The sequence below is a fragment of the Sphingobacterium sp. UBA5639 genome (assembly GCF_002421245.1).
Taxonomy (GTDB): domain Bacteria; phylum Bacteroidota; class Bacteroidia; order Sphingobacteriales; family Sphingobacteriaceae; genus Sphingobacterium; species Sphingobacterium multivorum.
Genome location: NZ_DIJR01000019.1, coordinates 127,646 through 154,443, shown reverse-complemented (window position 1 = coordinate 154,443; position 26,798 = coordinate 127,646). Strand labels below are relative to the sequence as shown.

The 26,798-nt window shown below is 40.0% G+C and carries 28 protein-coding genes and 1 pseudogene; 9 read left to right on the top strand and 20 right to left on the bottom strand.

What is annotated here, in order from left to right:
* Positions 1–422: 422 nt before the first annotated feature.
* The 5 genes from B4Z90_RS11640 to B4Z90_RS11620 form a co-directional block, all read right to left on the bottom strand.
* Positions 423–809, bottom strand: coding sequence for a nuclear transport factor 2 family protein (locus B4Z90_RS11640; RefSeq protein ID WP_286710099.1), 387 nt, complete (start codon positions 807–809; stop codon positions 423–425).
* 474 nt (positions 810–1,283) lie between these two features.
* Positions 1,284–1,811, bottom strand: coding sequence for a hypothetical protein (locus B4Z90_RS11635; RefSeq protein WP_070562058.1), 528 nt, complete (start codon positions 1,809–1,811; stop codon positions 1,284–1,286).
* Positions 1,812–1,931: 120 nt separating this feature from the next.
* A complete protein-coding gene (locus tag B4Z90_RS11630; protein WP_070562056.1) occupies positions 1,932–2,936 on the bottom strand; it encodes a nucleotidyl transferase AbiEii/AbiGii toxin family protein in 1,005 nt (334 codons plus the stop codon).
* A 4-nt stretch (positions 2,937–2,940) separates the two neighbouring features.
* Positions 2,941–3,543, bottom strand: a complete 603-nt coding sequence (locus B4Z90_RS11625) for a DUF6088 family protein (protein WP_070562054.1) — start codon at positions 3,541–3,543, stop codon at positions 2,941–2,943.
* A 786-nt stretch (positions 3,544–4,329) separates the two neighbouring features.
* Positions 4,330–4,776, bottom strand: coding sequence for a hypothetical protein (locus B4Z90_RS11620; RefSeq protein WP_286727978.1), 447 nt, complete (start codon positions 4,774–4,776; stop codon positions 4,330–4,332).
* Positions 4,777–5,135: 359 nt separating this feature from the next.
* Between B4Z90_RS11620 and B4Z90_RS11615 the strand changes: the two genes are divergently transcribed.
* On the top strand, positions 5,136–5,996 hold the full coding sequence (locus B4Z90_RS11615) for a hypothetical protein (RefSeq protein WP_286710166.1): 861 nt from the start codon (positions 5,136–5,138) through the stop codon (positions 5,994–5,996).
* A gap of 103 nt (positions 5,997–6,099) precedes the next feature.
* Positions 6,100–7,050, top strand: coding sequence for a hypothetical protein (locus B4Z90_RS11610; RefSeq protein WP_286710165.1), 951 nt, complete (start codon positions 6,100–6,102; stop codon positions 7,048–7,050).
* 142 nt (positions 7,051–7,192) lie between these two features.
* On the opposite strand, the gene B4Z90_RS11605 is transcribed toward B4Z90_RS11610, so the two are convergent.
* The gene (locus B4Z90_RS11605) at positions 7,193–7,639 is read right to left on the bottom strand and encodes a nuclear transport factor 2 family protein (protein WP_139144870.1); all 447 of its coding nucleotides are present in this window, start codon (positions 7,637–7,639) and stop codon (positions 7,193–7,195) included.
* Between the two features lie 199 nt (positions 7,640–7,838).
* Between B4Z90_RS11605 and B4Z90_RS11600 the strand changes: the two genes are divergently transcribed.
* A complete protein-coding gene (locus B4Z90_RS11600) occupies positions 7,839–8,285 on the top strand; it encodes a hypothetical protein (RefSeq protein WP_286727980.1) in 447 nt (148 codons plus the stop codon).
* Positions 8,286–8,303: 18 nt separating this feature from the next.
* Here B4Z90_RS11600 and B4Z90_RS11595 read toward each other — a convergent pair whose 3' ends face one another.
* Entirely contained in the window at positions 8,304–8,648 is a 345-nt protein-coding gene (locus B4Z90_RS11595) for a winged helix-turn-helix transcriptional regulator (RefSeq protein WP_217493502.1), read from the bottom strand.
* 205 nt (positions 8,649–8,853) lie between these two features.
* On the opposite strand from B4Z90_RS11595, the gene B4Z90_RS11590 reads away from it, so the two are divergent.
* The 5 genes from B4Z90_RS11590 to B4Z90_RS11570 all read left to right on the top strand — a co-directional run bounded on the left by B4Z90_RS11590 (position 8,854) and on the right by B4Z90_RS11570 (position 12,535).
* Positions 8,854–9,714, top strand: a complete 861-nt coding sequence (locus B4Z90_RS11590) for an SDR family oxidoreductase (RefSeq protein ID WP_070561049.1) — start codon at positions 8,854–8,856, stop codon at positions 9,712–9,714.
* Between the two features lie 177 nt (positions 9,715–9,891).
* Positions 9,892–10,458: a hypothetical protein gene (locus tag B4Z90_RS11585; RefSeq protein WP_070561050.1), complete on the top strand. Its 567-nt coding sequence runs from the start codon at positions 9,892–9,894 to the stop codon at positions 10,456–10,458.
* Between the two features lie 21 nt (positions 10,459–10,479).
* Positions 10,480–11,340, top strand: a complete 861-nt coding sequence (locus B4Z90_RS11580) for a helix-turn-helix domain-containing protein (RefSeq protein WP_070561051.1) — start codon at positions 10,480–10,482, stop codon at positions 11,338–11,340.
* Positions 11,341–11,440: 100 nt separating this feature from the next.
* The gene (locus B4Z90_RS11575; protein WP_047096321.1) at positions 11,441–11,734 is read left to right on the top strand and encodes a putative quinol monooxygenase; all 294 of its coding nucleotides are present in this window, start codon (positions 11,441–11,443) and stop codon (positions 11,732–11,734) included.
* A gap of 189 nt (positions 11,735–11,923) precedes the next feature.
* Positions 11,924–12,535 carry a hypothetical protein gene (locus B4Z90_RS11570; protein ID WP_333802797.1) on the top strand — a complete coding sequence of 204 codons (612 nt, stop codon included), beginning with the start codon at positions 11,924–11,926 and terminating at the stop codon, positions 12,533–12,535.
* A 115-nt stretch (positions 12,536–12,650) separates the two neighbouring features.
* Here the strand turns inward: B4Z90_RS11570 and B4Z90_RS25190 are convergent, their stop codons facing one another.
* From B4Z90_RS25190 to B4Z90_RS11545, 6 genes are read right to left on the bottom strand one after another with little or no spacing between them, the layout of a single operon-like run.
* Complete coding sequence (locus tag B4Z90_RS25190) at positions 12,651–12,722, bottom strand: AraC family transcriptional regulator (RefSeq protein WP_376746119.1); 72 nt, start codon at positions 12,720–12,722, stop codon at positions 12,651–12,653.
* A gap of 49 nt (positions 12,723–12,771) precedes the next feature.
* On the bottom strand, positions 12,772–13,113 hold the full coding sequence (locus B4Z90_RS11565; protein ID WP_070561053.1) for an AraC family transcriptional regulator: 342 nt from the start codon (positions 13,111–13,113) through the stop codon (positions 12,772–12,774).
* Positions 13,101–13,553, bottom strand: coding sequence for an AraC family transcriptional regulator N-terminal domain-containing protein (locus tag B4Z90_RS11560; protein ID WP_070561054.1), 453 nt, complete (start codon positions 13,551–13,553; stop codon positions 13,101–13,103). The genes B4Z90_RS11565 and B4Z90_RS11560 overlap by 13 nt, the downstream gene beginning before the upstream one ends.
* Positions 13,554–13,592: 39 nt before the next feature.
* Positions 13,593–13,922, bottom strand: coding sequence for a SemiSWEET transporter (locus B4Z90_RS11555; RefSeq protein ID WP_070561055.1), 330 nt, complete (start codon positions 13,920–13,922; stop codon positions 13,593–13,595).
* A gap of 53 nt (positions 13,923–13,975) precedes the next feature.
* Positions 13,976–16,540: an excinuclease ABC subunit UvrA gene (gene uvrA, locus B4Z90_RS11550; protein ID WP_070561056.1), complete on the bottom strand. Its 2,565-nt coding sequence runs from the start codon at positions 16,538–16,540 to the stop codon at positions 13,976–13,978.
* 17 nt (positions 16,541–16,557) lie between these two features.
* Positions 16,558–17,439 carry a bestrophin family protein gene (locus B4Z90_RS11545; RefSeq protein WP_070561057.1) on the bottom strand — a complete coding sequence of 294 codons (882 nt, stop codon included), beginning with the start codon at positions 17,437–17,439 and terminating at the stop codon, positions 16,558–16,560.
* A gap of 129 nt (positions 17,440–17,568) precedes the next feature.
* On the opposite strand from B4Z90_RS11545, the gene B4Z90_RS11540 reads away from it, so the two are divergent.
* On the top strand, positions 17,569–18,132 hold the full coding sequence (locus B4Z90_RS11540) for a DUF4372 domain-containing protein (protein ID WP_286802256.1): 564 nt from the start codon (positions 17,569–17,571) through the stop codon (positions 18,130–18,132).
* 201 nt (positions 18,133–18,333) lie between these two features.
* On the opposite strand, the gene B4Z90_RS11535 is transcribed toward B4Z90_RS11540, so the two are convergent.
* The 7 genes and pseudogenes from B4Z90_RS11535 to hxlA form a co-directional block, all read right to left on the bottom strand.
* Entirely contained in the window at positions 18,334–19,485 is a 1,152-nt protein-coding gene (locus tag B4Z90_RS11535) for an iron-containing alcohol dehydrogenase (protein WP_070564616.1), read from the bottom strand.
* 290 nt (positions 19,486–19,775) lie between these two features.
* Positions 19,776–21,421, bottom strand: a pseudogene (gene pgi, locus B4Z90_RS11530) (glucose-6-phosphate isomerase).
* A gap of 63 nt (positions 21,422–21,484) precedes the next feature.
* Positions 21,485–22,360 (bottom strand): AraC family transcriptional regulator, encoded by an 876-nt coding sequence (locus B4Z90_RS11525; RefSeq protein ID WP_034722848.1) that lies wholly within the window; start codon positions 22,358–22,360, stop codon positions 21,485–21,487.
* Positions 22,361–22,374: 14 nt separating this feature from the next.
* On the bottom strand, positions 22,375–23,103 hold the full coding sequence (pgl, locus tag B4Z90_RS11520) for a 6-phosphogluconolactonase (RefSeq protein ID WP_286709538.1): 729 nt from the start codon (positions 23,101–23,103) through the stop codon (positions 22,375–22,377).
* Positions 23,096–24,616, bottom strand: coding sequence for a glucose-6-phosphate dehydrogenase (gene zwf, locus B4Z90_RS11515; protein ID WP_070564624.1), 1,521 nt, complete (start codon positions 24,614–24,616; stop codon positions 23,096–23,098). The genes pgl and zwf overlap by 8 nt, the downstream gene beginning before the upstream one ends.
* An 11-nt stretch (positions 24,617–24,627) precedes the next feature.
* Positions 24,628–26,025, bottom strand: a complete 1,398-nt coding sequence (gene gndA, locus B4Z90_RS11510) for an NADP-dependent phosphogluconate dehydrogenase (RefSeq protein WP_286709536.1) — start codon at positions 26,023–26,025, stop codon at positions 24,628–24,630.
* Positions 26,026–26,156: 131 nt separating this feature from the next.
* Positions 26,157–26,786: a 3-hexulose-6-phosphate synthase gene (hxlA, locus tag B4Z90_RS11505; RefSeq protein WP_027374807.1), complete on the bottom strand. Its 630-nt coding sequence runs from the start codon at positions 26,784–26,786 to the stop codon at positions 26,157–26,159.
* Positions 26,787–26,798 lie beyond the last annotated feature (12 nt).

Here is a 26,798-nt window from a genome sequence, read left to right as displayed (position 1 = left end):
AGGATAAAGCACAAGATTGAAAGCCTGAAAAATTATATACACCCTCGATTGTCGACACATCATTAACACTCAAGTCTTGAGCATCAAAACTTTTCAAATCTAATTTATTCATTTTTTTTAAACTTTGAATTTACTCCAATAAAACTATTTAGAAATGACTATTGTTCTTACAATACAACGGCTACAAGCTACCTTTTGAAAGAAAGGTTCAACATAAAAATTAGCGTCGTACAGTGAAAATCCAATAGTCTTTAAAAACATTGGATGACGAAACAAAAAAGAGGAAACGATAGGAAACATAAAAATTACTGTACAAATAAACGCTAAGAGAAAGGGTCTGATGAGAATCAGGCCCTTTTGACGTAAAAAAGCCACATCTCACGACATGGCTTCACAACATATATATTTGTAAGGGATGGCTCCTATTTATAAGAATTGATCGATTTGGATACTTTCCAGTCATTGCCCACACGCTCCAAGGTAACTAAGTCTGTTTTGGTGAAGTTTTCAAATTTCAAAGTCACTTTAGCAACCATATAGTCTGCCGATTCCTCGATGATATCAGTGCTTACTGTACAGTTCAGCTTTTCGCCTTTTTGCTTTTTCAATAGTTTGACTACAGAACTACGGCTATTAGACTGCGCATTGGTAGCTTGGATCTTTTGATTGAAATCAGCTGCGAACAACTGCTCTACTCCTGCTGATTCGCCCTCCGTAGTGACCGCAACATAGTGATCAAGTGCCAAGTCTGCTGTGGAAAGGTTAACGTTTGCTTTTGTTGCTTTTGCTCCAGGTCCATCAGCTGCCATAGCGAATGTTGATACGGCGATTAAAGCTGCTGCTGCGAATGTTTTTACTAGCGTTTTTTATCGAAATTATTTGTTTTTTATTTGATTATAAAGCTATCATGAGTGCTTTTTGAATACACTCATGATGGTTCATAATGTCTTTATTTTATTGTGTTAGTTCTGTTGTTCTTATTTGTTGACTCAAAACTACGACACAATAGGCCTCTAGCCTACCAGCTTTAGACTAACGATCGGGAAAACTCGGTGAATGGCGGGAATGTGGAGGTGAAAGTTATCGTTCGAAATATCGCTTCAATTGATGCTGTGCAAAATAAATATCCTTTCTTATTGGAACAACTTTATGAAAACTATTGATCAGGGTTAATCAAGGGCATTAGTGGTTAAATTGAAAACAATCGTACCGTGGAAAAATTCGCTATTGTCAGATAGGATCTAACACCATGAATAGGTGTTTTAAATGGACTATAATTAGTCTTATACACCTAACATCATTTTGTAAAAATCATAATATAGTTTACCTCCTGCAATGTCCCCCAATTCTTCAGCCATTTGAATGTTCAATTCTATATTCACATACAAATCTTCTTCAACCGCCCTTCTTTCAAGATAAAGAGCGACATTAAAGATGGAAGATAAAAAGGATTTATCATTTTGAGCGCACTTAAAAAGTAGATTGTCATATCCAGATTCCAATACAACAATGGCCCCAGTAGTAGTATCAATTGCTAAATCATGACCATAAGCCTTTCCAAAGTATATAAAATTGCTAATTTCTTCTGTTTTTTCCTCAAAGGTGACCATTCCAATTTCTAAATGCGAACAGTCATAGTTTTCTACCAATTCAATAATTGAATATTGAGATACAATTGTTCGCTCTTTTGGCATAACGATATACGCTCTTTTTATATGCTCAATATACTCGTCTGACAAGCCTTGTTTTTTTAGTAGACTAGCATCGATATAAATATTTCTCAAACTTTCAACAAATTCGACTGCTTCCATTTGTTTATTTATCTTAAAATAGTTCTTGCAATGAAAAATAGCCCATCTTCAAGAATTACTATGCTTATGGACTTTGACTCTATTATTATTCAAAGAAGGTATATTTCAAATTAAATCGCTTTATTTCTTCATGTGATTGTTCATGCTATCTTCAATTCCTTTGATGCTTTTAAGAAGATCCGCCCATGTTAGACTTTCTCCTACTATCATATTTTCACGCATGATTTTATAATCCGCCTCCCACTCTTTTATTATCTCTTCAGGCGGAAGGATACTTAAACTCCCTTTTCGATGGTTGGAATAGTCAATCCCCCGAAGTGATGTGACTGTTTTTCGATGCAGGACTATTGTGTTAAATAATTCTTCGTCTTTAATGGCTTCTGTTCCAAAATCAGTATTCATAATCTTATCTATATCATAGAAATGCCTAGTTAGCCTATCTGTCCTGATTTTGTCAATCGGTTTAGAGAACTCTTCATGTAATAAGAGAACCTTTTCTATAAAAGTCCGTGTAGGGATTACAACTTTAACATTAAAAGCTGCTTGAGCAAACCCGGAATCTTTATAATTATCATCTATAAAAGATAGGACCGGTTGTGTCTCGAACGGTTCAGTTAGCGATCTGGCCCCCATTTCCAAGAGTACTCTTTGCTTGATATATGCGTGACCGACTGGCGCTATCGGTTGGTAATAAATTTCCAGCGTATTAGGATCGCTAGTATCGTCAACATAAGTATTATAACGAATTTCATAGAAATCCTTAGGAACTCCCAATTTTTCCAATTGAAGAATCAATTCCTCTCTAAACTCATTGATAATAAAACCTCCGGAGGCCTTTCTCAGTTTTTTAATCTGGGTTTTTGAATCTAATTCGTCGAAACCCAGTAGGTGTCGGTCGATTATTAAATCGATATCTTCTGAAAAACGGTCTATCAACTGATACGCTTTGCTTAAAGACGTACCGCCTTTAAAAATAATAGACTCTGCATATCTTGTTGCAAAAACAGCCTTCAGAACAATACACACCCACCAATCTTTTTCAATAACAAAAGCTGGCAATCCCATTATATTGCTCAATTGATCCAATACAAGCCTCTTTTGTTCTGTCTTAAGATTTAACCACATAATTTTAGGATTGGTAAAGCTTAGTTATTTCTTTCTGGATCCATACTGGAGCATATTTCAACTGAGAATCAAGAATTTGTTTTTCTATCTTTTTGACTGAATGTTTGATCATGCTTAAGAATTCTTCAGAAAGTCCCTCTTGACCTTGTTCTTTAAAAGCTGAAACAACCAACTGTAATAAATCATCTTTTATCGCAAAGCTTTTGGGTACAGTACGTTTAAATTTGATTGTACGCTTACCTATTTTAATATCCCGCTGTGAACCATCTGTTAGATAAACGGCTTTTAGCGGCACCTGCGTAGTCAGCCCTAATAAATACAACGCTAATACACCTGTCGGAGCAATACGAGCTTTGTCTCGCCTTGCAATTTCTTTTGCAATTTCTTCAACACTAGGATATATTGTACCCAATAAAGGGTCCTTTTTAGGTTTAATATAAATACCATGAGCCAATCTTTCAATAAGTCCATCATTCTCCAGGCGGAAAAGTGTCAACCTGATATTCTCTGGTGTCCCATAATTCTTAAAATCATCTGCGAAAAAAAATTCGCCGCGAGAAGACTTAAAAATCTTTGTTTCTATCTTATTTCTAGATGTTTCTGACATTAAAAACCATTTAATCTGTAACAAATTTAGTAAATATTTGTTACAACAAAACAATCTATCGTATAGTATTTACCTTCGATTGCGCCAAATTAAGTGGTATGTCAGAAATTCCGAGCAAGCACTTACAACTATTTCTTTCCCTAATCTTTTTCCTAACTTGAAGTTCCTGTCATTTACAGTCAGATCTTCGGGCATATACAGAAACTAGGTAATATAGGAGGCTTTAATAAATCCGCTGGATTATTGTCCAGCTGAGATTCGTTACGCAGTGCGTAACGGATTGGAGATTCTCTACGCGTTGCGTAGAGAATCGGTCCAAGTCGGGAAAGGTCTGGTAAAAATACCACATATTCCGTAAGTTGGATTCGGAAAAACTGACCTCTCCCCAAAAAACTGGAGCATTTAAAAGTAGAGAATTCAGTCTTGAATTACTAATTTTAAATTTCACATCACGAGTCTCGTTTTAGCGAGAATTGAACAGTGCGGAGTGGATGTTCGGAAATTCCGAACAACTGGAAACGTCTTTGAACTCCCCCTACTCAAAAAAAACACCTAAAACACTCACTATCAACAGACTAACACTTTTAAAACTATCGGCTTATTCTTCATCTCATACCAATCATCTAACATACTTTTTTGAACTAAAACCTTAATCGGCAATCAACGAGTAACGCACATTGCATGACAAAATAAAAAAGCCACATCTCCCGACGTGGCCTTAATAAACATATGATTCACTAGTTGTCTGCTACCGATCTGTCCGAGCAGACAACTAGTTATTAAATACTATTTATACGAATTGATCGATTTGGATACTTTCCAGTCATTCCCCACATGCTCCAAGGTAACTAAATCTGTTTTGGTGAAGTTTTCAAACTTTAGAGTCACTTTCGCTACCATATAATCAGCTGATTCTTCTAAGATGTCGGTGCTTACTGTACAGTTTAGCTTTTCGCCTTTTTGTTTTTTCAAGGATTTAACCACTTCGCTACGGCTGTTACTTTGTGCATTGGAAGCTTGGATCTTTTGATTGAAATCTTCAGCGAATAGCTGCTCTACTCCTGCTGTTTCTCCCGCTGTAGTTACCGCTACATAGTGTTCTAAAGCGAAGTCTGCTGTGGAAAGGTTAACGTTTGCTTTTGTTGCTTTTGCTCCTGGTCCTTCAGCTGCCATAGCGAAAGTTGATACGGCGATTAGGGCTGCTGCTGCGAATGTTTTTACTAATGCTTTCATAATGTCTTTATTTTATTGTGTTAGTTTTTTATCTGTTGTTATTTGTTGACTCAAAACTACGACACAATACGCTCCTAGCCTATCGGCTTTAGACCAACGATCGGGAAAACTCGGTGAATGGCGGGAATGGAACGGCGAGGAAAGTGAAATTATTTTTATTATCTTTTAACAACAATTAAAAAACGCGATTCGCCAAGGCCGATGGTGTCAATGATTTTAGCGGAGCTGAGAAGAATACTGTTATTAACATAGAGAAGGAAAAGATGGAACAACATGTAATTAAACTGTTCAGATTATTACTTTTATTGTCATTTATATTTGTCAATGTTAGTTTATTTAGCCGACCAAAATATTTTGTTATGCCGGATAAGCCGGAGAACTATTCAATTGATCAGTACAAATTATCAACAGAAAAACTATACGGTATAGAAAAGAATGTAGAGTTATTTACACTCACATTCCATAATGGACCGGACTCAATAAGTAAAGATAAAATTAATGCCAACACGCAGCTCAATATAATACTTATTGCTGTCCTCCCCGATTTGTTAGGGAGCACAGATTGGAAAGAAATTAATCTCGATACTATTAAAGACGACATTATTACTACTTCGGTATTAAATAGATTATTCCGAATAAATACTCTTTCAGGTTTAGATGACCCTTATGGTCCAAAAACTAAATATTTTGACGAATATCAAATTATCCGGAAAATTGGCAACAAATACTTTGCGTCTAAACATTGTTTAATTCAATTTTTTGCCGTCAGAAATAGGCCTTCCATTTTTCAGCATGTGTTTGGGACAATAAATATTGAGCAAGAACCGCTCAAGATTACAGAAATGGAAACTATTTTTAAAAAGAGATACCCCGGCACTAACTTTCCACCATATACGATCGGCGACACACCTTATTCCTACAGTAGCGCTATTGATTATTTAAGAGATCGGAAAGAATATTTGTCAAAAACCATCAAGTTCCAAAATAACGAAATTGGTTACCAGTTTTGGACCTATACCAACTGGCATACGCATGATCATGAGTTGGAGGTAGATAGAGGAATAGACAGATTTGTATACGTGCCTGGAAAAGGGATCGTGGGCGGTTCATTTGACTTCTATTTTTATTTTCATCGTAAGAAATTGCCCATAAAGTATAGCGACTTTCTGAATAATGTGAAAGAGGAAAAAGTGATGATTGCGCCAGAATTTAAAGTTTAATGATCGCTCATCACATTAAAAATGCTATTCACCAAAGTCGGTTCATTAAATGATTTTAGCGAAGCGGAGAAAAATAGAGTTATTAACCATAGCGAAAGAAAAGATGAAACAACATATAATTAAACGGTTCAGATTATGGCTTTTGATGCCATTATTAATTGTTTCGCTCAGTTTATCAGCCAACGTCAAATATATCTTATTACCTGATCAGCCACAGGGCTGTATCTTAGATAATTACAAATTATCTACAGATAACTTGTATGGTATCAAGAAGAGCGTTGAGCTATTTTCACTGACGTTCATCGATGGTATAGCTATAGATCGAAATAAATTGGACCAGCAAAAAGACCTTAATCTAATTCTTATTGCCGTTCTTCCAGATTTGGAAGGGAACCGTGATTGGACTGAAATTCATCTGGATAGTATCAAAAATGATACGATACCCCACCAATACCTTAAAAGGCTATTAAGAGCCAATACATACGCTGATTTTGATAAAACATACGGTGCAAAAACTAAATATTTCGACGAATATCAAATTATCCGGAAAATTGGCAACAAATACTATTCGTCCAAACATTGTCTTATACAATTTTTTGCCGTCAGAAATAGGCCTTCCATTTTTCAGAATATATTTGGGACAATAAATATTGAGCAAGAGCCTATTAAAATTACTGAAATGGAAGCTATTTTTAAAAAGAGATTTCCGCATGAAGAATTTCCTGCTTACACTATCGGCAATACCCCTTACGACTATCCTACTTTCGATTATCTAAGAGACCGAAGAGAATATTTATCTAAGATCGTCAAGTTTAAAAATGGTAAAATGGGTTATCAATTTTGGACTTATACAGACTGGCATACGCATGACCATGAGCTGGAAGTAGATAGAGGTATTGACAGATTTATATACGTACCAGGAAATGGGATCGTGGGCGGTTCATTTGACTTCTATTTTTATTTTCATCGTAAAAAATTACCTATAAAATACAGCGATTTCCTCAATAACGTAAAAGAGGAAAAAGTGATGATTGCGCCAGAATTTAAAGTTTGATGATCGGCAATCAACGAGTAACGCACATTGCATGACAAAACAAAAAAGCCAGATCTCACGACCTAGCTTCTAAACTAAATTTAAACATTTGATTCACTAGTGGTTTGTCATTTATTTGCAGCAAACCACCAGTTGTAAAATTCTATTTATAAGAATTGATTGATTTGGATACTTTCCAATCATTGCCCACACGCTCCAAAGTAACTAGATCTGTCTTGGTGAAATCCTCAAATTTCAAAGTCACTTTAGCCACCGTATAGTCTGCCGATTCCTCAATGATGTCTGTGCTTACTGTGCAGTTCAGCTTTTCCCCTTTTTGCTTTTTCAAGGATTTAACCACTTCGCTACGGCTGTTACTTTGTGCATTGGTAACTTGGATCTTTTGATTAAAATCAGCTGCAAATAACTGCTCTACACCTGCTGATTCCCCATCCGTAGTGACCGCAACATAGTGCGCTAAAGCGAAATCTGCGGTGGAAAGGTTAACGTTTGCTTTTGTTGCTTTTGCTACAGGTCCTTCAGCTGCCATAGTGAAAGTTGATACAGCGATTAAAGCTGCTGCTACGAATGTTTTTACTAGAGTTTTCATAATGTCTTTTTTTATTGTGTTAGTTCTGTTGTTCTTATTTGTTGACTCAAAACTACCACATAATAGGCTTCTAGCCCATGGGCTTTAGACTAACGATCGGGAAAATTCGGTGAATGGCGGGAATAGGGAGATAAGTCTGCTTCGTATCAGATTCGTACCACGTTCGGATCATCAATAGATATTGTACAGACACCCAACAGTGCGGAAAGTGGGCGTACGTGTATTGGAAGATGAAATGACCACGTTTGGTGAGCTACAGATTATAGGACTGAATTTTATGCCTGCCAACCGTGAAAAAGCAGACCGGAATACCTTATCGGCTACTTCTACTGTTCAGGAAATGCTTATCAAGCTGAAACCGGATGCTTCCAGACCAACCGTCGTATTGCATCACGGTCCCAGCGGTATCCGATATGCCGACGAGCATGGTGTGGATCTGTATCTGGCAGGACATCCCCACGGCGGACAATTGTTCCCCATGACCTGGGTAGCCCAAATGGATTTTGAATACAACAAAGGACTGCACCGATACGGAAACACGAACGTTTTTGTGTCGCAGGGCATCGGTATGTACGGCCCGCCGATGCGTGTAGGCACAAAGAGCGAGATCGTGGTGCTGAATTTGAAACCCCAGAATAGAAAGTAACCGGTTTTAAAAAACAGTTTACCCGGATATAATGACTTCATCATCCTTTCTTTCCTCCATCCCATTAAGCGTAATCTCCCGATGTTGCAAGCCCCATTCCACCATTTTTTGGATGACCTCATAAAGCTGCTCACCTGAAGGTGTCAATTCATACTCGATCAAAACCGGTGTGGAGTTAATCACATTTCTCCTGACCACGCCGTTGACTTCAAGCTCTTTCAGCTCCTTGGAAACCATTCGGGGCGTAATATCCGTAATTGCCCTTTGTATATCCGTAAAACGTTTTTTACCACTGAGCAAGGTGCATACCACCGCCAGTTTCCATTTGCCGCTCACCACATTCAGCGTGTCTGTCAGTGCCATGATTAAACCCCTGTCACACTTCATACTATCTGAATACCTGCTATCTATCATTCCAATTATTTTGTTCGTAAAATTCCTGTCAACAACTACTTTTATTTATATGAACTATACATCTATATAGCACTATACAATAGTATAGTCATATAAAATATATAGCAAATATAGGTAACTTTGTCACATTAGAAAAAGTAAACAAATAGAAAAAATGATTTTAGTAACAGGAGCCACAGGGCATTTGGGAACAGCGGTAATAGACCAGTTGTTAAAACATACCTCAACAGAGAACTTTGTTGCATTGGCGAGAAGCGAGGAAAAAGCAAAGGCATTGAAAGATAAGGGTGTACAGGTACGCATTGGCGATTTTGACGATCCAGCATCGCTGGAAAAAGCCTTTGCAGAAATAGACAAACTTTTACTGATTTCAACGGTAGCTCAAAACAGGGGCGAACAGCAAAAAGCCGTAGTAGAAGTTGCCAAAAAAGCGGGTGTACAACATATTATTTACACTGGTGTTTCGCTGAAAGATCTGAGCACATCCGCTATCAAATGGTTGATGGCAAGCCATTTCGAAACAGAAGATGCCATCAAGGAAAGCGGCCTTGTCTATACGTTTCTCCGCAATGCGTTGTACACCGATGTGATACCGATGTATGTGGGAGAGCACGTTTTTGAAGCCGGAATTTACCTACCTGCCGGTGATGGTAAAGCACCGTTTGCCCTCCGCAGGGAAATGGGAGAAGCTGTTGCCAATGTTTTGTTGCAGGACGGACACGAAAATAAAACCTATGAAATTACAGGCAGCGAACTGTATTCGTACACCGATGTAGCTCAGGCTCTTTCGGAATTATCAGGCAAATCGGTTTCTTACACCAATGCCGACCCAACAGAGTTTACCGAAAAACTAAAGCAGTTTAACGTTCCCGAATTTGCCATTTTACTAACCGCCGGTTTTGCCGAAGATCAGAAAAACCACCAGTTTGAAGAGGTAACAAACGATTTGGAAAACCTTTTGGGAAGAAAACCTTTGGCATTGAAAGAAGCATTAAAAGAAATCTATAAGTTGTAACAGCCCATACGACTTCATTAATGGTAAAATCTTACACCACCACACTCAGCATTTGCCGAGTGTGGTGGTGTATTTTAGACTGTTTTTTTATTTTGTTAGTTTTGCATATATAATTCATCTGACGGATTGATTAAGAATATCCAATATTTCTTCCCAGGTCAAATGCACATAAAAACGATGCAAGATTTTGAGTACATAAAAATTGTTCCAGACGAACGGCTCTCCGGTTTTGTGGAGAGTTTCCTGCTATGTGCCAATCATACCGATGAAGATAAAGAAGTCATTATTTTTCCCGATGGAAGAGTGGACATTATGTTTAGTTGTACAGATCAGGAACCATTGGTAGCCGAATTATTTAATCTGGATAAAAAAGCAAGCCGGTATATTTTCAAAACGCAAACAAAGCTTTTTATGGTATGTCTTACCTTGCTCGGTGCCGAATACCTGCTCGGATACAAAGGGACAGATTTTGGAAAAGATGAGATTCGGCTTCCCGCAGATCTTTGGGATATTTCTAAAGAAGACCTTACAAGCTTAGATAGCTTTGCAGAAAAGGTTTCGGAAAAACTTTTGGAAATATTCCCGAAAAAGATGGATGAAAGAAAGCAACAGCTTTTTGAGCTTATCTATTCGTCAGGTAGTAAGGCGTTATCAAGTACCCTCCTTACAGCAAGAAAAACTCAAATGGCTAAAATCGCTTTTGGAACGAATTTCTTAATGACACAACCAAAGAACACTCCGTAAAAAATCAATTTAATTTTGACGATGGACATTACAAACCTTCCCGAAGATCTATGGGAACATAACGAAACTCATACTTCGGATTTGCAAATTTTCAATTACGAAGTGTATAAGAACGGTTCTAGAAACAAGATTGGCCTGGATAAAAATGTATTCAGTTTCTTATTGGATGGTCAAAAAAACATTCACTTTTCTAATGATATCATTTCAATCAATGAAACACAATCGCTACTTATCACATCTAATAATGTTTTGGTTACCGAACTGGTAGGTGTAAGTTCATACCGTTGTTTACTCTTCTTCTTTTCTCACAAAAACATCACCGATTTTTTATTGAAACATTCCCATTCTTTCAGTCAGAATGCCTCAGATAAAAAGATAACGGATATACCTTATTTCCTTTTAGAGAAAGACAATTTTATCATCCATTATATTCATTCGCTCCAACAAATTTTTGGTTTGCAACAATCTATCTCTCAAAAGATTTTGGAACTGAAATTTGAAGAAATAATGCTTTATCTGGCGGATAAATATGGGACGGTATTTTTAGATTACTTACATTATTTACTAATCAATGAAAGAGAATTATCATTTAAAATGGTAATTGAAAAGAACCTTTATACGAACTTGAATATTGACGAAATAGCCTTTCTGTGCAATATGAGTGCCTCTACTTTTAAGAGAAAATTTATAAGTATATACCAGGAATCTCCAGGGAAATGGTTTCGGCAAAAACGGCTTAACAAGGCCAAAGAATTGTTACATAATAATCAAGTCACACCTTCCGAAATTTTTATGGACTTTGGCTATGGCAGCTTGTCAAATTTTAGTGCAGCCTTTAAAAATGAATTTGGGTATAGCCCCAACCACATCCACTCAAATTGACCTCTTTTCATAACTTATTGAACCAAACCAATAAACGAAGCAGCGCTGGTTTTTCTAATTTGGTCTGATGAAAGAATTGTTTAACTAAAAAATAAAAAAAATGAAAAAATTAGGATTGTTAGTTCGGTTGGAAGCAAAGGCCGGCCAAGAAAAAAACGTTGAAGATTTTATTACAGGAGCATTACCGCTTGCTCTTGAAGAAGCCGGTACCGTTACGTGGTATGCATTCCGTATTGATGCTTCTACCTTCGGTATTTACGATACTTTTTCAAACGAAGAAGGTAGAGAGGCACACCTTGGCGGTAAGATCGCAAAAGCATTAATGGAAAATGCACCAGACCTATTGGCAACACCTCCGTCTATTGAAAAATTGGACATTTTAGCTGCCAAATAGCCTAAGATAATACCATTATATTTAAGGGAGGATTTTGCAAAAACTCAGCAAAATCCTCCCTTAATTGTTCAGAAAAAATCTTCTCTTCCTCAATTTTTTAGATATCTAAAAAATCAACCCAAAAAAGCTTACGTCACGCTGCTGGTGTGACAACAGGATCAACCGTTTATTATTGCTGGTGCTGGACCTGTGGGACGCTGCGCCGCAGAATCAGCAAAGCTTCTTGGAGCTTCCTGCGTTATTGTAGGAGATATGAACAAGGAGCGGTTGGAACTTGTCAAACAGGCGGGAATGGAAACTGTTGATCTTACCCTTGATGCCAGTGTAGCAGAACAGATCGAACAGATTCTCGGAGTACCAGAAGTGGATGCCGGTGTGGATGCCGTAGGTTATGAGGCACATGGACATGGTGATGAAGACTACAAAATAGAAAATCCCAACGCAGTTATCAATGATCTTTTCGATGTTGTTCGCGTAAGCGGAGGTATAGGGACTCCAGGTATCTATACTCCTTCTGACCCAGGAGGACGTGATGAGAATGCTAAGCACGGTAAACTGACTGTCGACTGGGGAAAAGGTTGGCTTAAGTCATTTCATATTCAAACGGGAATGGCTCCAATTGGACGTTACAATTATCAAATTATGCAGGCCATTCTAAGGGGCCGTATCTCCATGAAAACGATCATGAACCCGCAGGTTATCAGCCTTGACGAAGCACCACAAGCCTATAAAGACTTTTCGGATGGTTCAAGCAAAAAGTTAATTATCGATCCACATGGCATGATAAAAAACCGTTCGTAAACTCACGTAGAGCGAAAATAAAAAGTAAAGGTGGGACATCGAATAAATGTCCCACCTTTTTTAAATTTCTCAGCTTAACCAATTACATACCTATTTAACGCGCACTTTGCGTTAATCAGTGTCTATATTGGCCCGGAGAAAGCCCCTCAAGCCTTTTAAAAATTTTAATGAAATGATTCACATTAATAAACCTGATGCGTAACAGGCTTCAGTCACAGTAACGGAACTGTCAGCCATTATTTTTTTGCATGGTCTATGCGCGTACGCAGAACACATTCCAAAGGAGTTATGTCCAGTATATTTTTAAAATATTGATAAAAAGATGATTGGCTCAAACAGCATTCTCTTGCCAATTTTTCAACAGTTATTTTTTCCGTAAGGTGCTTATGCACGTAATTGATCGCCGGTTGAATTCTATTGTCATGCATTGGTTGATTGCTGTTCACTGACAAACGGTTCTGGGTCTGAAGAAGCCTTAATAGAAGTACTTTAAGAGAGAGGTCCGCAATTGCCTCTTTTGCAAAACCTTCCTCCATACTAAGGTTAACAAGTTTATTGAGACTTGTTACAAGCTCCATGCTATTTTCGAATGCTGATGCGAAAAATCAAGTTTCCATTCAAAAGGTGCCTGACGATTTGAATATCTCTCATTTAGATAGTCAAGATTTTTGTGAACAGTATCCCAGTCCAATGTAAGAGTGATACATTGAACGGGACGATTTTCATCTGCGTCTGGAAAACCTACATTCATGGTTAGTCCGTCAGGAAGGATCACACTTTGACCGGGCAGAAAGTCAAATGCCTCCTGCCCATCCTCGGACATCACTTTTTCTCCTCTCATCATACTTGAAACTACCAATCCACCACTATATGAAAGTATTACATTGTCACTTTTATGAAATGTTTCAAATATGTTGAGCTCACAATTCGGAAGATTAAAAGTCCTCCGGTGCTCCAGTCTGGAATCCAATTTAGAACCGTCGCTTAAATTTACGTGATTTATCCGATAAGATTTCATACTTAAGTCTTTTTATATTTACTATTGACCAAATAAAATTTACTTAATCCCAATTTTCGCAGCCGCCAGATTTGATAGCAGGATGCCATACATTTCGGATCTGCACCTGTTAAATCCCTTTCTGGAAATAATACAGTAAGCCAGGAGGGATAAATTGACCAGAACGGCAAAGGAATTCGATAGGATGATCTGCCAACCCTCTTTCATGATTCCATACCAGACCCAGAGGGAAAGACCTGAAAGTAAAACAATAAGTATTAAGATTGAAATGTCATCCGCATTTCTGGATCTTATTACCTTTATCAATTGGGGCATCATTGCAAATGAAGTTAAGACACCTGCAATGAGTCCAATTAAGTCTGTATTCATACGACATATTTATTTTGTTAATAGCGGACATCGCGTCCTTTAATTTTCATTTTTTAAACATAGGCAGCCAAATATTTAGCTGTTTTGCTTTGCTTATTCTTAGCTACTTCCGCGGGAGCTCCTTCAGCAATTATCTTTCCGCCATCTTTACCCGCACCGGGTCCCAGATCTATCACCCAGTCACTGGAGGCCACAACATGCATATCATGTTCAACCGTAATCACGGTATTTCCGGCATCAACCAAAAAATTCAGCTGACCTATCAACTTTTCCACATCAGACGGATGCAGTCCTGTCGTCGGTTCGTCCAAAACGTATAAAGTTTTCCCTTTTTGCGTACGCTGCAGTTCCGATGCCAATTTGATACGCTGTGCTTCTCCCCCAGATAATTCTGTGGCCGGCTGTCCAAGACGTATATAACCCAAACCGACCTGTCTGAGGACTTCAAGACTTTGCCTTAAAGACCTGTCGCTGCTGAAAAAATCCCAGGCCTGATCCACAGTCATGTCCAAAACTTCGGCAATATTTTTATCGTCATACTTTACTTCCAGTGTTTTGTCATTATATCGGGTTCCCTTACAGGTCGGACATGGTGTATAAACACTGGGAAGGAATAACAGTTCTACCATAACAAACCCTTCTCCTTTGCAGTGTGCACATCGTCCCTTGGCTACATTAAAAGAAAAACGTCCCACATCATATTTCCTTTTTTTAGCTAGCTCAGTTTCAGCAAATAATTGCCTTACCCTGTCAAACAGCCCCGTATAGGTTGCCAGATTTGAACGTGGTGTTCTGCCGATTGGCTTTTGGTCAACTCTTACCAGCCGCTTGATGTGTTCCATGCCGTTTGTGATAACACCTGAAGTCTGAATATTGGTTTCCTGTGATAGTTCAGGCTGTTCATCGCTGCTTTCCTCCATATCCTGTCCCAAATAATCCGATATCAAGTCTACCAGCGCCTGACTTACCAGACTGCTTTTACCTGACCCTGAAGTACCTGTAATACTGGTGAGAACGCCCAAGGGAATTGACACATCCAGGTTTTGGATATTATTTCTGGTGATATTACTGGCTCGCAGCCAGTGCTCAGCTGTCCTGACAACCTCTTTGGTAACAGGAACCGGATCAATATAATGACGGGTTACTGACCGTTCTACAGATTGTAGTCCTTCCAGAGGACCGCTATATAATATTTCCCCGCCATTGGCTCCCGCCTGTGGCCCAACATCCACAACCCAGTCACAATGTCGGATAATATCAACCTCATGCTCTACGATAAACATTGAATTACCCGCATCTTTCAATTTTATCAAAACAGCCAACAAGGCTTCTGTATCTGCAGGATGAAGACCCGCTGACGGTTCATCCAGAACGTAAATTACGCCAAACAGATTAGAATGTACCTGTGTCGCCAGCCTTAACCGCTGTAATTCGCCGGGAGAAATACTTGGCGTGCTCCGCTCCAGCGAAAGATAGCCCAGACCGAGATCAATCATGATTTTTAGCCGTGCAACAAGATCTACCGCAATATTTTGGGCAACGATCGCTTTCTCAGGATGTTTATCTTTATCATTAGATAAAAATCTACCCTCCGCATATGGGGTAAAAATGGCCATCAGCTGAGATAACGACTGATTGGAAAGATCAGCGATGTCGAATCCCTCAAATTTTACAGCCAAAGATTCTTTTTTTAATCTCTTTCCGTGACATTCCGAACATTCCGTATTCAGCATATACTGTGATACCCGCCTCTTCATCATCGGACTGTTGGTATTTGCAAATGTTTGCAGAACATAGCGTTTGGCACCGGTAAAAGTTCCCATATAGCTTGGCGGCAATTTCATTTTCACTGCGCGGTTTACCTCCGCTGCAGACAGCCCTGAATACACGGGTACTGTAGGTGTTTCATCGGTAAATAGTATCCAGTCCCGGTCCTTTTTCGGCAGATCCTTCCACGGCTTATCGACATCAAATCCTAAAGTCATCAAAATTTCCCGGAGATTTTGCCCTTGCCAAGCCGATGGCCAGGCAGCTACTGCCCGTTCACGTATTGTCAGGGAATCATCCGGTACCATCGATTTTTCTGTGACATCGTAAATGCGTCCGATACCATGGCATACAGGACATGCTCCTTCGGGCGTATTGGGAGAAAATCCTTCTGCATAGATGATAGACTGTTTGGGCGGATAATCCCCTGCCCGGGAATATAACATCCTCAATAAATTGGAAATAGTCGTTACACTTCCCACTGTAGAGCGGACGGTAGTACCTCCCCTGCTCTGTTGCAGGGCAACAGCCGGGGGCAGTCCATGAATGGCACTGACCTCAGGAACATTCATTTGATTAAATAAACGTCTTGCATAGGGTGACACTGACTCCAGATATCTTCGCTGTGCTTCCGCATAGATCGTACCGAATGCAAGAGAAGATTTACCCGAACCCGATATCCCCGTAAATACGACAAGCTTATTTCTGGGAATATCGACATCAACATCTTTGAGATTGTGTTCCTTGGCTCCCCTGACACGTACAAAACCTTCGGAATTCTGTTCGCTTGGACTTTGATCTGAAAGGTCTCTCTTTTTAGAGCCTTCTGTATTTTTACCAAAAATTTTCATAAAACAATGCTTTAAGGTTACATAAGATAAAATCCCTGCGGCTCAATTGGATCTGGGATTTCCTTCTCATTGAATAGTTGACGGATATTGATCTCTATCGTTCGTGAAAGTGCGGTCATAAGCGTATCCGTAGGGCTGTTGCTGAAAGGATCCTGAAGCCTATGCGCTAGCATTTCCAAGAAAAAAAACATCATCGAAACCGAAATAAGAATGACAACCTGCAGCACAATGTTTAAGTGGAACGAGGATGACAGACTTAGAAAAACCGCAAACAAATAGATGGCGGCATGCAATATCTGACCAAATGTCGGTGAAAAAACGGTATTTTTAATCCGCTCTGCTCTTCCCATCGATGCTACAAGATCATTTAATGTTTTTTCAATCTGAAGCAGAGCAAATTCATTCAGCAGGTTTTCATCATAAAGTTTTTTCAAGCATCCATTCTGTAATTGACTGATCGCAAAGGGGACATTTGAATGTTCTCGGAGCTTTTTCATTTCCTCTCCGCTGAGCAAATCTTCTAGAACAGGCCAAATATCCTGCCGCCTCAATGCTCTTTCTAAAGCTCTACACCAGCCAATCTGATAATGGGAAATTTTAGCCACATCTACGTTTTCAGTTTTCACATAAAGCTGGAGCTGCAGGATCAGAGAACGGCTGTCATTTACGATTGCTCCCCAGATGGTATGGGCTTCCCACCACCGGTTATAGAACTGGTTGATTTTATACGATAACAGAATCGAGATCGCAATACCCAATGTTGTCGCTATGTGAATGGAAATATCCGGCGCATAATATGGTAATAGACCAAAAGTAACCCCCAGAAGGGCAACTGTAAACAATTGTACCTTAATTCCATTTAATAGAAATTTAAATGGAACTCTGCGGTTTATTATCATGGGACTTTCTATTTAACATTATTATTACTATACAATTCAAAACACTTGCGTCCAAAACGTTTAAAAAGTGGCGGTGTTTGGATATAGCAAAGTTGCTATATTTAAATCGCAAAATTATAACACACCGCCATGATAAATTTAAATGTTTTTAGTCAGATTTTATCTCTTATCGACCGCGAATTATTCAAAGATTTGGTTTCAAAGCACAAAAGTGACAAACATCAGGAAGGGATCAACAGCTGGACGCATCTAGTCAGTATGCTTTTCTGTCATTTTTCCTCGGCAGATTCGGTTCGTGATATTAGTAACGGTCTACGCAGCACCACTGGCAATGAGTACCACTTTTTGACCAATAATACGAAGTGGAAGGCTTCTTTGCTTGCAAACATCTACAAACAACGCTGGCATATCGAAGTCTTCTTCAAGCATCTAAAGCAGCGCTTAAAAGTATCGACATTCATAGGGACTTCTGAAAATGCAGTGATGATCCAGATCTGGACTTCACTCATTGGCATATTACTGTTAAAATACTTACAAAAAAAGGCCAAATATGACTGGAACCTGTCCAATCTGGTCGCATTCATCAGAATGAATATCTTCGTGAAAATAAACATCTGGCAATGGATAGATGATCCCTTTATCAGGCCGCCTATAAAAGGAAAAAAGGGACAGCTAAAGATCTTCGCAGATTGAAAAATAGGGGTCAATATCGAAATGATGAAAAAAGCTATGCTTGTACCACAGAAATCGAATCCTAAAATTTATTTAGGACACATATGAATTCAAAATAAGAATTTCCGATTCCAATTTAATAAATATAGTTCCAAAATACCAAACGGAGGAAAGTGATCCACCCTAAATTAAAGGGTAAACCACTTTCTTCATCAAACTGGTCTAATTCTGATAGATATTGCCTTCAAAAGAAGCATTGTAAAGATCTTTTAGGTCCTGTAAAGTCGGTTTACGCGGATTGAAACCTGTACATGGATCTTCTAAAGCATTTTTGCTGATGAAATCCAGATTTTTCTCCCAGTCTTCACGGGAAATACCGAATGCTTTAAGTGAACCTATGTTGTTGACGGACGCTCTAAGTTTCTCAATTTCCTGAGCCAGCTCCTCTGCTGATGTCCTGCCAACAATTTTGGCCAGATCAGGGTATCTGTTTGTTGCTGTCTGATTGTAACGGATCACATTTGGAAGGAATATCGCGTTGGCTGCACCATGGGGAATACCATAAAGGGCACCAACTTGATGCGATAATGAGTGTACAATACCCAACCATGCATTATTAAAAGCTAAACCTCCCATAAATGAAGCATCGTGCATGTTTTGACGAGCCTTGATATTGCCCGGATTATTCACCGCTTCTTCCAGATTCTGAAAAACAATTTCCAGACCTCCTTTTGCCAGTACATCTGCATAGTTGTCTTCAATATTCGACACATAGGCTTCCACACAATGTGTCAAAGCATCCAGCCCCGTATTTGATGTGATGTGAGCCGGCATTGAAGCACATATTTCTCCATCTACAATTGCAATATCCGGAGTTAGCTCGTAAGAAACGATCGGATACTTCACCCCTTTTTCTCTATCAGTGATAACCGCCAGACCTGTTGTTTCTGTTCCGGTACCACTTGTAGAAGGGATCGCTACAAATTTAGCCTTCTGGCGTAATGTCGGAACAGTGAAAGGTTTTGTCATTGCCTCAAAATCGGCATCGGGATATTCATAGAAGACCCACATCATTTTTGCCGCATCGATTGCAGAACAGCCCCCAAGACCAACAATCCAGTCCGGTTCAAAATCACGCATCACTGCAGCTCCCTTAAGACTTGTTTCCGAAGACGGATCTTCTTCAACACCGTCAAAAACAGCAGTTTCAAGTCCTGCTTCGTTTAAATAGGAAAGTGCTCTATCTAAGGTCCCACTTCTTTTCATTGATTGTCCACCAGTTACAATGATCGCTTTCTTTCCTGAAAGGTTCTTTAATTCTGATAAACTTCCAGCTCCGTGAAATACTTCGCTGGCAACAAATAATTTGCTCATATTTTATTTTAAATTTCTTATACAAAAGTACTGCAATGACAGACGCTGATGTTATACATTGAATATTATATGATATACATTTGCTCCCTTATGAATAAACAACTGAAATTAAAACAAAAAGGCAGAAAACAACCGTTATTCTATTCAAAATCAAATACTTTACACTGAGCACAACATTCATTTTTATACATTTAATCACTGACATACAGCATATAGCGTACTGTATCAAGTATAAAAAGCAGAAGTTTATTACTTCTGCTTTTTATACTCGGAGTAAAACCTATCCTGAATCAGCGCCAGGACTTATATTGATTGATCAACCCATTGGTAGATGAGTCGTGGCCCTGAACCTGGTGATCCTCCTGAAGTTCAGGTAAGATAGCATTAGCTAATTGTTTACCAAGTTCAACACCCCATTGATCAAAGCTGAAAATGTTCCAGATGACCCCTTGCACAAAAATTTTATGTTCATAAAGAGCGATCAGTTTACCCAATGATTTTGGCGTTATCTTTTTCAGCAAAAATGAATTTGTCGGACGGTTTCCCTGAAATACTTGTATTTACGCTGCTGCTCGATTTCATCAGCCGATTTTCCTGATCCCTGCAATTCGGTTATCACTTCCTCCGCTGACTTTCCGTTCATCAGTGCTTCGGTCTGCGCAAAAAAATTGGACAATAGTATTTTATGATGTTCTCCCAGCGGATTTAAACTCTGAGCAGGCGCGATGAAATCCGAAGGTATCAGCTTAGTCCCCTGATGAAGTAACTGATAAAACGCATGTTGTCCATTGGTACCAGGTTCGCCCCAGACTATAGGTCCTGTCTGATAATCAACTACATGACCGTTACGGTCGATATATTTACCATTGCTCTCCATATCCCCCTGTTGAAAATAGGCCGCAAAACGGTGCAGGTATTGATCATACGCAAAAATACCCAAGGTCTCAGCACCATAAAAATTGATATACCAGATCCCCAAAAGAGCCATGATTACCGGAATGTTCTTTTCAAAGGGAACATGCTGAAAATGCTCGTCGGCCTCATGGGCACCCTCCAATAACGCCTGGAAATTATCATATCCTATTCCAAGACTGATGGATAGTCCTATTGAGGACCATAATGAATATCTGCCCCCTACCCAGTCCCAGAACACAAACATATTACGCGTATTGATTCCGAACTTTTCCACCTCAGCTTCATTCGTACTCAGCGCAACAAAATGTTTTTCGATATCTTTTATTTCAGCCCCCGCCTCAAGCAGCCAAGAACGCGCACTATGGGCATTGGCCATCGTTTCCTGGGTGGTAAATGTTTTGGAAGCAATAAGAAAAAGTGTAGTTTCAGGATTAACATGCTTAAAGACCTCAGAAATGTGCGTACCATCGACATTCGATACAAAATGCAGATTCAGAGGCGTTTTATATGCTTTTAAAGCCTCCGTTACCATGACGGGGCCGAGATCTGACCCACCGATCCCGATATTGACAACATCAGTTATCGCCTTTCCCGTATATCCGGTCCAGCTTCCCGAAAGTACATCCTGTGTGAAATTTTTCATCTGGTCCAGTACTTCATGAACCTGGGGTATGATATTCACTCCATCAACAGTAATTACCGCATTTTTTGGCTGGCGCAGTGCTGTATGCAGAACAGGCCTGCCCTCCGTTGCATTGATCTTGTCTCCAGCGAACATTTTATCAATCGCCTGGTCTAGTTTCACCTCTTTTGCCAGCTCCAGCAAAAGGTTCAGCGTCTCTCCAGTAATTCTGTTTTTTGAATAATCAAACAGTACATCGCCCCATTGCACTGAAAACGTGGAGAAGCGATGGGGATCTTCTATAAACAAATTGCGGATCTGCACATCTTTTATCATCTGGAAATGTGCCGTAAGCTTCTGAAAAGCCGCTGTATCTTTTAAATTAACCGTTGGTAACATATGTTTAAGATTTATGTTACAAACCTCGTTCAATTCTCCGGCGGTCACGCAACCAACTTATACCTATGTCTTATACATTTGCGCCAATTGCTGCTGCAGGTCCGTGGGTGTTTCATCAAGCTTAGCCTTAACAAACTTATTAAGTGCAGCGGGTGAGTTGAAGCCAAGTTCGAAAGCAATTTCTTTATGGGAATAGCTGGAGAGCAGCAACAGCTGCTTGATCTCATTCATGATCCTTGCGTGGATGGTTTCGATCGAGGTCAGCCCCGCGGTTTTCTTGGTGATCTCATTTAATTTTTTGGGTGAAATCAGCAATTTTTCCGCATACCAGCTTACTGTACGTTCTGTCTTGTAATACCGCTCCAGTAATTCTAAAAATTTCCCATAGAGTTTTGTATTTTCATTGGTCAGTTTATTCTTGTCCCACTTCGTGTGGACAAACTCGACCAGCTTAAGTAACGTTATCTTGATGTAAAACCGTGCCTGTTCTTTCTTTACCGATGTTAGGTCATGGTATAGTTTTTCTATCTGATCCAACAGCAACTCTACTTCCTTGGTCTCCGCTACGGGCAGTTCAATATGATTGAGTTTGACAGAAATGTTGTGATTGTAAATACTCAGCTCATTTTTAAGGATATCCGAACAGAACAGCACTTCATCAAACAGGATCATCTTGCCCTCAAAGTTGCTGCTGATCTGTTCTTTTGATGATAGCTGTCCAGGAAATATAACACAGATGTTATTTTCCGTCACATCGTACCGACGGTCCTCTACCTGCATTTTCATTTTGCCTTTTTTAACAAATAATAGACAAAAATGGTCTTTTGTATGCGGTTCCCTATATTCCTCCAGCGCATTCCTGTCCAATTCAAAAATATGAAAGGGCGTGATTGCCCTTTCAGAATTATGCTGAATATCTTTCAGATGATGTGTGATCATATTTATTTTTTATATTAAATAGTGCCGTGCAAATATTTTGCTGCTTTTTTGTCTACCAAAAATAATAATTCTCCCTGAGATGGCGCAAGCAATTGTGCCGGGTATATTCTGGGGTTATAAGGTCCCTCGATAACCTCTTTGAGAGCTTCCGCCTTCGTTTCTCCAAAAGAGATCACGAGTAGTTTTCGTGCCCTGTTAAGAAAAGGGGCCGTCAGTGTAATCCTGTACATCTGCTGCTGTTCCAGATAATACGCAGTGACCCAATTTTCTGTTTCATCCAACGCCTCGGTTCCCGGAAACAACGAGGCAGTATGCCCATCTTGTCCCATTCCAAGAAGGATGAGATCCATTCTGCCATCACTTCCCAGCATTTCTTTTAATAATACATTATATACAGCAGCAAAATCCTCTGCTGTTATACCGTCCCGGTACATGGGAAAGACATTGACCGGCCGAACAGGCACTCTGTCCAAGAGCTGCTCATAGGACATCCTGGCATTGCTCAGGTCATTGTCAAGTGGCACCCACCTTTCATCTCCCCAGAAGATCAGTACTTTGGTCCAGTCGATCTGGTTTTTATACTGATCTTCCGATAATAACCTATACAGGCCTTCCGGTGAAGATCCGCCCGTCAGTGCAACAGCAAAATATCCTTTCTGCCTAATCGCTTCATTTGCAGAACTGATAAAAACCGCTGCAGCTTCTTTGAAAATTTCTTCTGTGGTCGCAAATATATTAAGCATCTTGTTCCTTTTTAAATTTTTCGGCAGAAGTAGATAACCAGTGATGCCCCTGTCTCTTCAATAAATCATCTGCAGCTGCAGGCCCCGCACTTCCAGCAGCATACGTGTCCATCTTTGGCGAATTTCCGCTTTCCCAGGCGGCCTGAATATTAGAGATAACATCCCAGGCCTCCTCCACCTGATCCGAACGCATAAAAAGAGTAGAATCCCCGTCAAGAGCATCCAAGAGTAAGGTTTCATAAGCTTCAGGAGTTTCCGATGAACATTCAAAATAGTCGAATACCATTTCAGCCGGTTTCAGCTTCATGTCCAGACCTGGTTTTTTGGTCATGAACGACAGCCTGACGTCCATTTCTGGCTGGATATTGATCACCAGTTTATTGGGGAACAGAATATTCAGATCATCTCGAAATGTCGTGCACGGGACGTCTTTGAAACTGATCACGATGGAAGATTTTTTTTCCTGCATGCGCTTGCCCGTCCGCATATAGAACGGTACCCCGCGCCAGCGTTCATTGTCAATGTAAAACTTCATCGCAACATATGTTTCGGTATTTGAGTTTGGATTCACTCCGGGTTCTTCCAAATAGCCAGGTTTCTTTTTACCGTCAATCTCTCCCTCGATATACTGTGCTCTTACCGTATAATGTCCGATATCCTCAAGATTCATCCTTCTGACACTTTTGAGCACATCTACTTTACGGTCCCTGATCTCTGACGATTCAAATGCAGCGGGAGCTTCCATGGCAATCATGCAGAGAATCTGCATCAAATGGTTCTGGATCATATCACGGAGAGCACCCGACCCATCATAGTATCCGCCCCGGTCTTCAACGCCGACAGTCTCCGCAACGGTAATCTGTACAGAATCGATATAATTATTATTCCACAATGGTTCAAAAATGGTATTTCCAAAACGGAAAGCCAGGATATTCTGTACATTCTCCTTTCCAAGGTAATGATCGATTCGGTAGATCTGCACTTCCTTAAAAGTCTGCGAAAGGAGCTTATTGAGTGCTACGGCCGAAGCCTTATCATAGCCAAAAGGTTTTTCAATGATCATCCTGTCCTGATCAACATTCTCGGTAAGACCTGCATTTTTTAAGCTATTCGATACCGTTTCAATAAAACTGGGTGCTACCGAAAGGTAAAACAGACGGTTGGATCTGATCCCCAAGTTTACATCAATGGTATCAAGTTCATTTTTCAACCGGATAAAAGATTCCTCCTGTGTTATATCAAATCTGATAAATTTAATTTTCTCACTGAAATTATTCCATTGTTCCTGGGAGAATTTTTGGATTCTTGAAAATGTCCTGATATTTTCAAGGATATAATTCCTGAATTCTTCCTGTGTCTGTTCCGTTCTTCCCAGTGAAAGAACTTCAAATTCCTCGGGAAACCAACCCTCCAGGAACAGATTGAAAAATGCAGGAAATAATTTTCTTTTCGCCAAATCTCCTGTTGCCCCAAAAACTACGATAGAGGTTGGCTTTTTATCATTATTTTTCATTTTATTTAATTTTAAGATTCCCAACGGGTATGGTATACGCCTTCCTTATCAGTTCTTTCATAAGTATGCGCTCCAAAAAAATCCCGTTGTGCCTGAATAAGGTTCGTAGGCAAATTTTCTGCACGGTAAGCATCGAAATATGACAGTGCATTCATCCATGCCGAAACAGGTGTACCATTCTGAATGGCATCCCGAATGATGGACCGGATACCTGCCTGTGATGCATTTAACTTGGCAGCAATCTCCCTGTCAAGCAGAATATTTGCAAGATCCGGCTGTAAAGCGAACGCCTTTCGGAAGTCTTCCAGAAGTGTCGCACGGATGATACATCCCCCGCGCCAGATTTTACACACGGTCTCCAGATTCAGTCCATAACCATAGGTATCAGATGCCATCCTAAGCTGGGCAAGCCCCTGTGCGTATGTGCTAATAATGGCGAAATAAAGACCGGCCTTCAGATGTTCTAGATCAACAGGATCAACTTTTGACGCATTTTGCCAGGTCAGCAGTTTCGATGCCTTAATCCTTTCCAATTTATATTTGGACATGTCCCGCATATTGACAGCAGCGTCGATCACAGGCACGGGTACCTGAAGATCCATTGCATTTTGAGATGTCCATTTACCTGTCCCTTTGGATTTAGCCCAGTCTGAAATCAGATCCACCAGGAAAGTATTCTCTTCTTTTCGCTTTAGAATAGCTCCGGTAATTTCAATGAGAAAGGAATTCAGTTCTTCCCTATTCCACTGTTCAAATGATTCCTGTATCACTTCATGCTCCAGATGATAGACATTCTTCATTATATCATAGGTCTCTGCAATAAGCTGCATAATTCCATATTCTATACCGTTATGAACCATCTTCACATAGTTGCCCGCTGAGCCGTTACCCAAAAATTCAACGCATGGTGCATCATCAACTTTTGCAGCAATTGCTTCAAAAATGGGGCGTAATCGCTCATAAGCTACCTTATCACCTCCGGGCATCATACTCGGCCCCCTTCTGGCCCCGCTCTCACCACCTGAGATTCCCATACCAAAAAAGTGGATTCCCTTTGACGAAAGCTCCTGATACCTCCTGTCGGTATCAGAAAAATAGGTATTGCCCCCATCGATTATTATATCGCCCTCATCCAGCAAGGGAAGTAAAGTTCCTATTGCCCCGTCAACAGCAGAACCCGCAGGAACAAGGAGCATTATTGCTCTCGGGCTTTCCAGAGATTTAACAAAGGATTCCGGATCAACGGTTGCAAAAATCTGATGGTCTTTCTGTGCTTCATTCTGCAATGAACCGGCCTTCTCCTGATCCATATCCAGCCCGGCCACAGCAAATCCATGATCCGCCATATTGAGCAATAAATTTCGGCCCATCACACCCAGGCCTACTATACCAAAATTATATGTCTTCATTTTCTAAATCTTTAAATATTCTATTTATATCATTCTTCACTACAGTTAAAAATTGAGCAGATTAGATTTGCAGTATAAAGTCTTCCCTGTTAGTACAGAGAAGACTTCGAAGGATAGTCCGACTTTCTGATTTATGCTGTGATGGCTTCTTTCAGGGCTTTAGCTGCTGCAGCTGGATCCTGGGCACCATAGATGGCTCCTCCGGCAACAGCTACTGCTGCACCAGCAGCCACGACATCTTTAATCGTGTCAAGATTTACACCACCGGCAATCGAAAAAGGAACCTGTGCCTCACGGCCCTCACCGATAAGTTTTTGCACGTTATAACCCGGCTGAGCCTGTTCATCAAGGCCGGCATGCAACTCAACAAATGCCACACCAAAGGCTGTAACTTCTTTGGCACGTTGTACACGGTCTTTTACGCCGATCGTATCAACTACTACTTGTTTACCGGCTTTTTTTGCAGCTTCTACTGCACCTTTGATCGTGGAATCATCAACAGCACCCATTACGGTTACCAGATCCGCACCTGCATTGAATGCCATTTCTGCTTCTAATGCACCTGTATCAGCTGTTTTCAGATCCGCAAAGACCAATTTATCAGGATGCGCGGATTTCATTGCGGTGATCACTTTTAGACCTTCAGCTTTGATTAAAGGTGTTCCCAGCTCGATGATATCCACATAAGGTGATACTTTTGCAGCCAAATCAAGGGCTGCTTCTGTAGTCAATAAGTCAATCGCTACTTGTAACTTAGTCATAATATAAAATTT

Bases quoted from the DNA above. Each gene is read 5' to 3' on its own strand.
- B4Z90_RS11610 (WP_286710165.1), top strand. From the start codon at position 6,100: ATGAAACAACATATAATTAAACGGTTCAGATTATGGCTTTTGATGCCA.
- B4Z90_RS11595 (WP_217493502.1), bottom strand. From the start codon at position 8,648: ATGGCACTGACAGACACGCTGAATGTGGTGAGCGGCAAATGGAAACTG.
- B4Z90_RS11590 (WP_070561049.1), top strand. From the start codon at position 8,854: ATGATTTTAGTAACAGGAGCCACAGGGCATTTGGGAACAGCGGTAATA.
- B4Z90_RS11560 (WP_070561054.1), bottom strand. From the start codon at position 13,553: ATGAAATCTTATCGGATAAATCACGTAAATTTAAGCGACGGTTCTAAA.
- B4Z90_RS11635 (WP_070562058.1), bottom strand. From the start codon at position 1,811: ATGGAAGCAGTCGAATTTGTTGAAAGTTTGAGAAATATTTATATCGAT.
- B4Z90_RS11625 (WP_070562054.1), bottom strand. From the start codon at position 3,543: ATGTCAGAAACATCTAGAAATAAGATAGAAACAAAGATTTTTAAGTCT.
- B4Z90_RS11575 (WP_047096321.1), top strand. From the start codon at position 11,441: ATGAAAAAATTAGGATTGTTAGTTCGGTTGGAAGCAAAGGCCGGCCAA.
- B4Z90_RS11620 (WP_286727978.1), bottom strand. From the start codon at position 4,776: ATGAAAGCATTAGTAAAAACATTCGCAGCAGCAGCCCTAATCGCCGTA.
- B4Z90_RS11555 (WP_070561055.1), bottom strand. From the start codon at position 13,922: ATGAATACAGACTTAATTGGACTCATTGCAGGTGTCTTAACTTCATTT.
- B4Z90_RS11640 (WP_286710099.1), bottom strand. From the start codon at position 809: ATGGCAGCTGATGGACCTGGAGCAAAAGCAACAAAAGCAAACGTTAAC.
- uvrA (WP_070561056.1), bottom strand. From the start codon at position 16,540: ATGAAAATTTTTGGTAAAAATACAGAAGGCTCTAAAAAGAGAGACCTT.
- zwf (WP_070564624.1), bottom strand. From the start codon at position 24,616: ATGAAAAATAATGATAAAAAGCCAACCTCTATCGTAGTTTTTGGGGCA.
- B4Z90_RS11525 (WP_034722848.1), bottom strand. From the start codon at position 22,360: ATGATCACACATCATCTGAAAGATATTCAGCATAATTCTGAAAGGGCA.
- pgl (WP_286709538.1), bottom strand. From the start codon at position 23,103: ATGCTTAATATATTTGCGACCACAGAAGAAATTTTCAAAGAAGCTGCA.
- B4Z90_RS11535 (WP_070564616.1), bottom strand. From the start codon at position 19,485: ATGAGCAAATTATTTGTTGCCAGCGAAGTATTTCACGGAGCTGGAAGT.
- B4Z90_RS11545 (WP_070561057.1), bottom strand. From the start codon at position 17,439: ATGATAATAAACCGCAGAGTTCCATTTAAATTTCTATTAAATGGAATT.
- B4Z90_RS11580 (WP_070561051.1), top strand. From the start codon at position 10,480: ATGGACATTACAAACCTTCCCGAAGATCTATGGGAACATAACGAAACT.
- B4Z90_RS11605 (WP_139144870.1), bottom strand. From the start codon at position 7,639: ATGAAAACTCTAGTAAAAACATTCGTAGCAGCAGCTTTAATCGCTGTA.
- B4Z90_RS11565 (WP_070561053.1), bottom strand. From the start codon at position 13,113: ATGGAGCTTGTAACAAGTCTCAATAAACTTGTTAACCTTAGTATGGAG.
- B4Z90_RS11615 (WP_286710166.1), top strand. From the start codon at position 5,136: ATGCCGGATAAGCCGGAGAACTATTCAATTGATCAGTACAAATTATCA.
- B4Z90_RS11585 (WP_070561050.1), top strand. From the start codon at position 9,892: ATGCAAGATTTTGAGTACATAAAAATTGTTCCAGACGAACGGCTCTCC.
- gndA (WP_286709536.1), bottom strand. From the start codon at position 26,025: ATGAAGACATATAATTTTGGTATAGTAGGCCTGGGTGTGATGGGCCGA.
- B4Z90_RS11630 (WP_070562056.1), bottom strand. From the start codon at position 2,936: ATGTGGTTAAATCTTAAGACAGAACAAAAGAGGCTTGTATTGGATCAA.
- hxlA (WP_027374807.1), bottom strand. From the start codon at position 26,786: ATGACTAAGTTACAAGTAGCGATTGACTTATTGACTACAGAAGCAGCC.
- B4Z90_RS11540 (WP_286802256.1), top strand. From the start codon at position 17,569: ATGATAAATTTAAATGTTTTTAGTCAGATTTTATCTCTTATCGACCGC.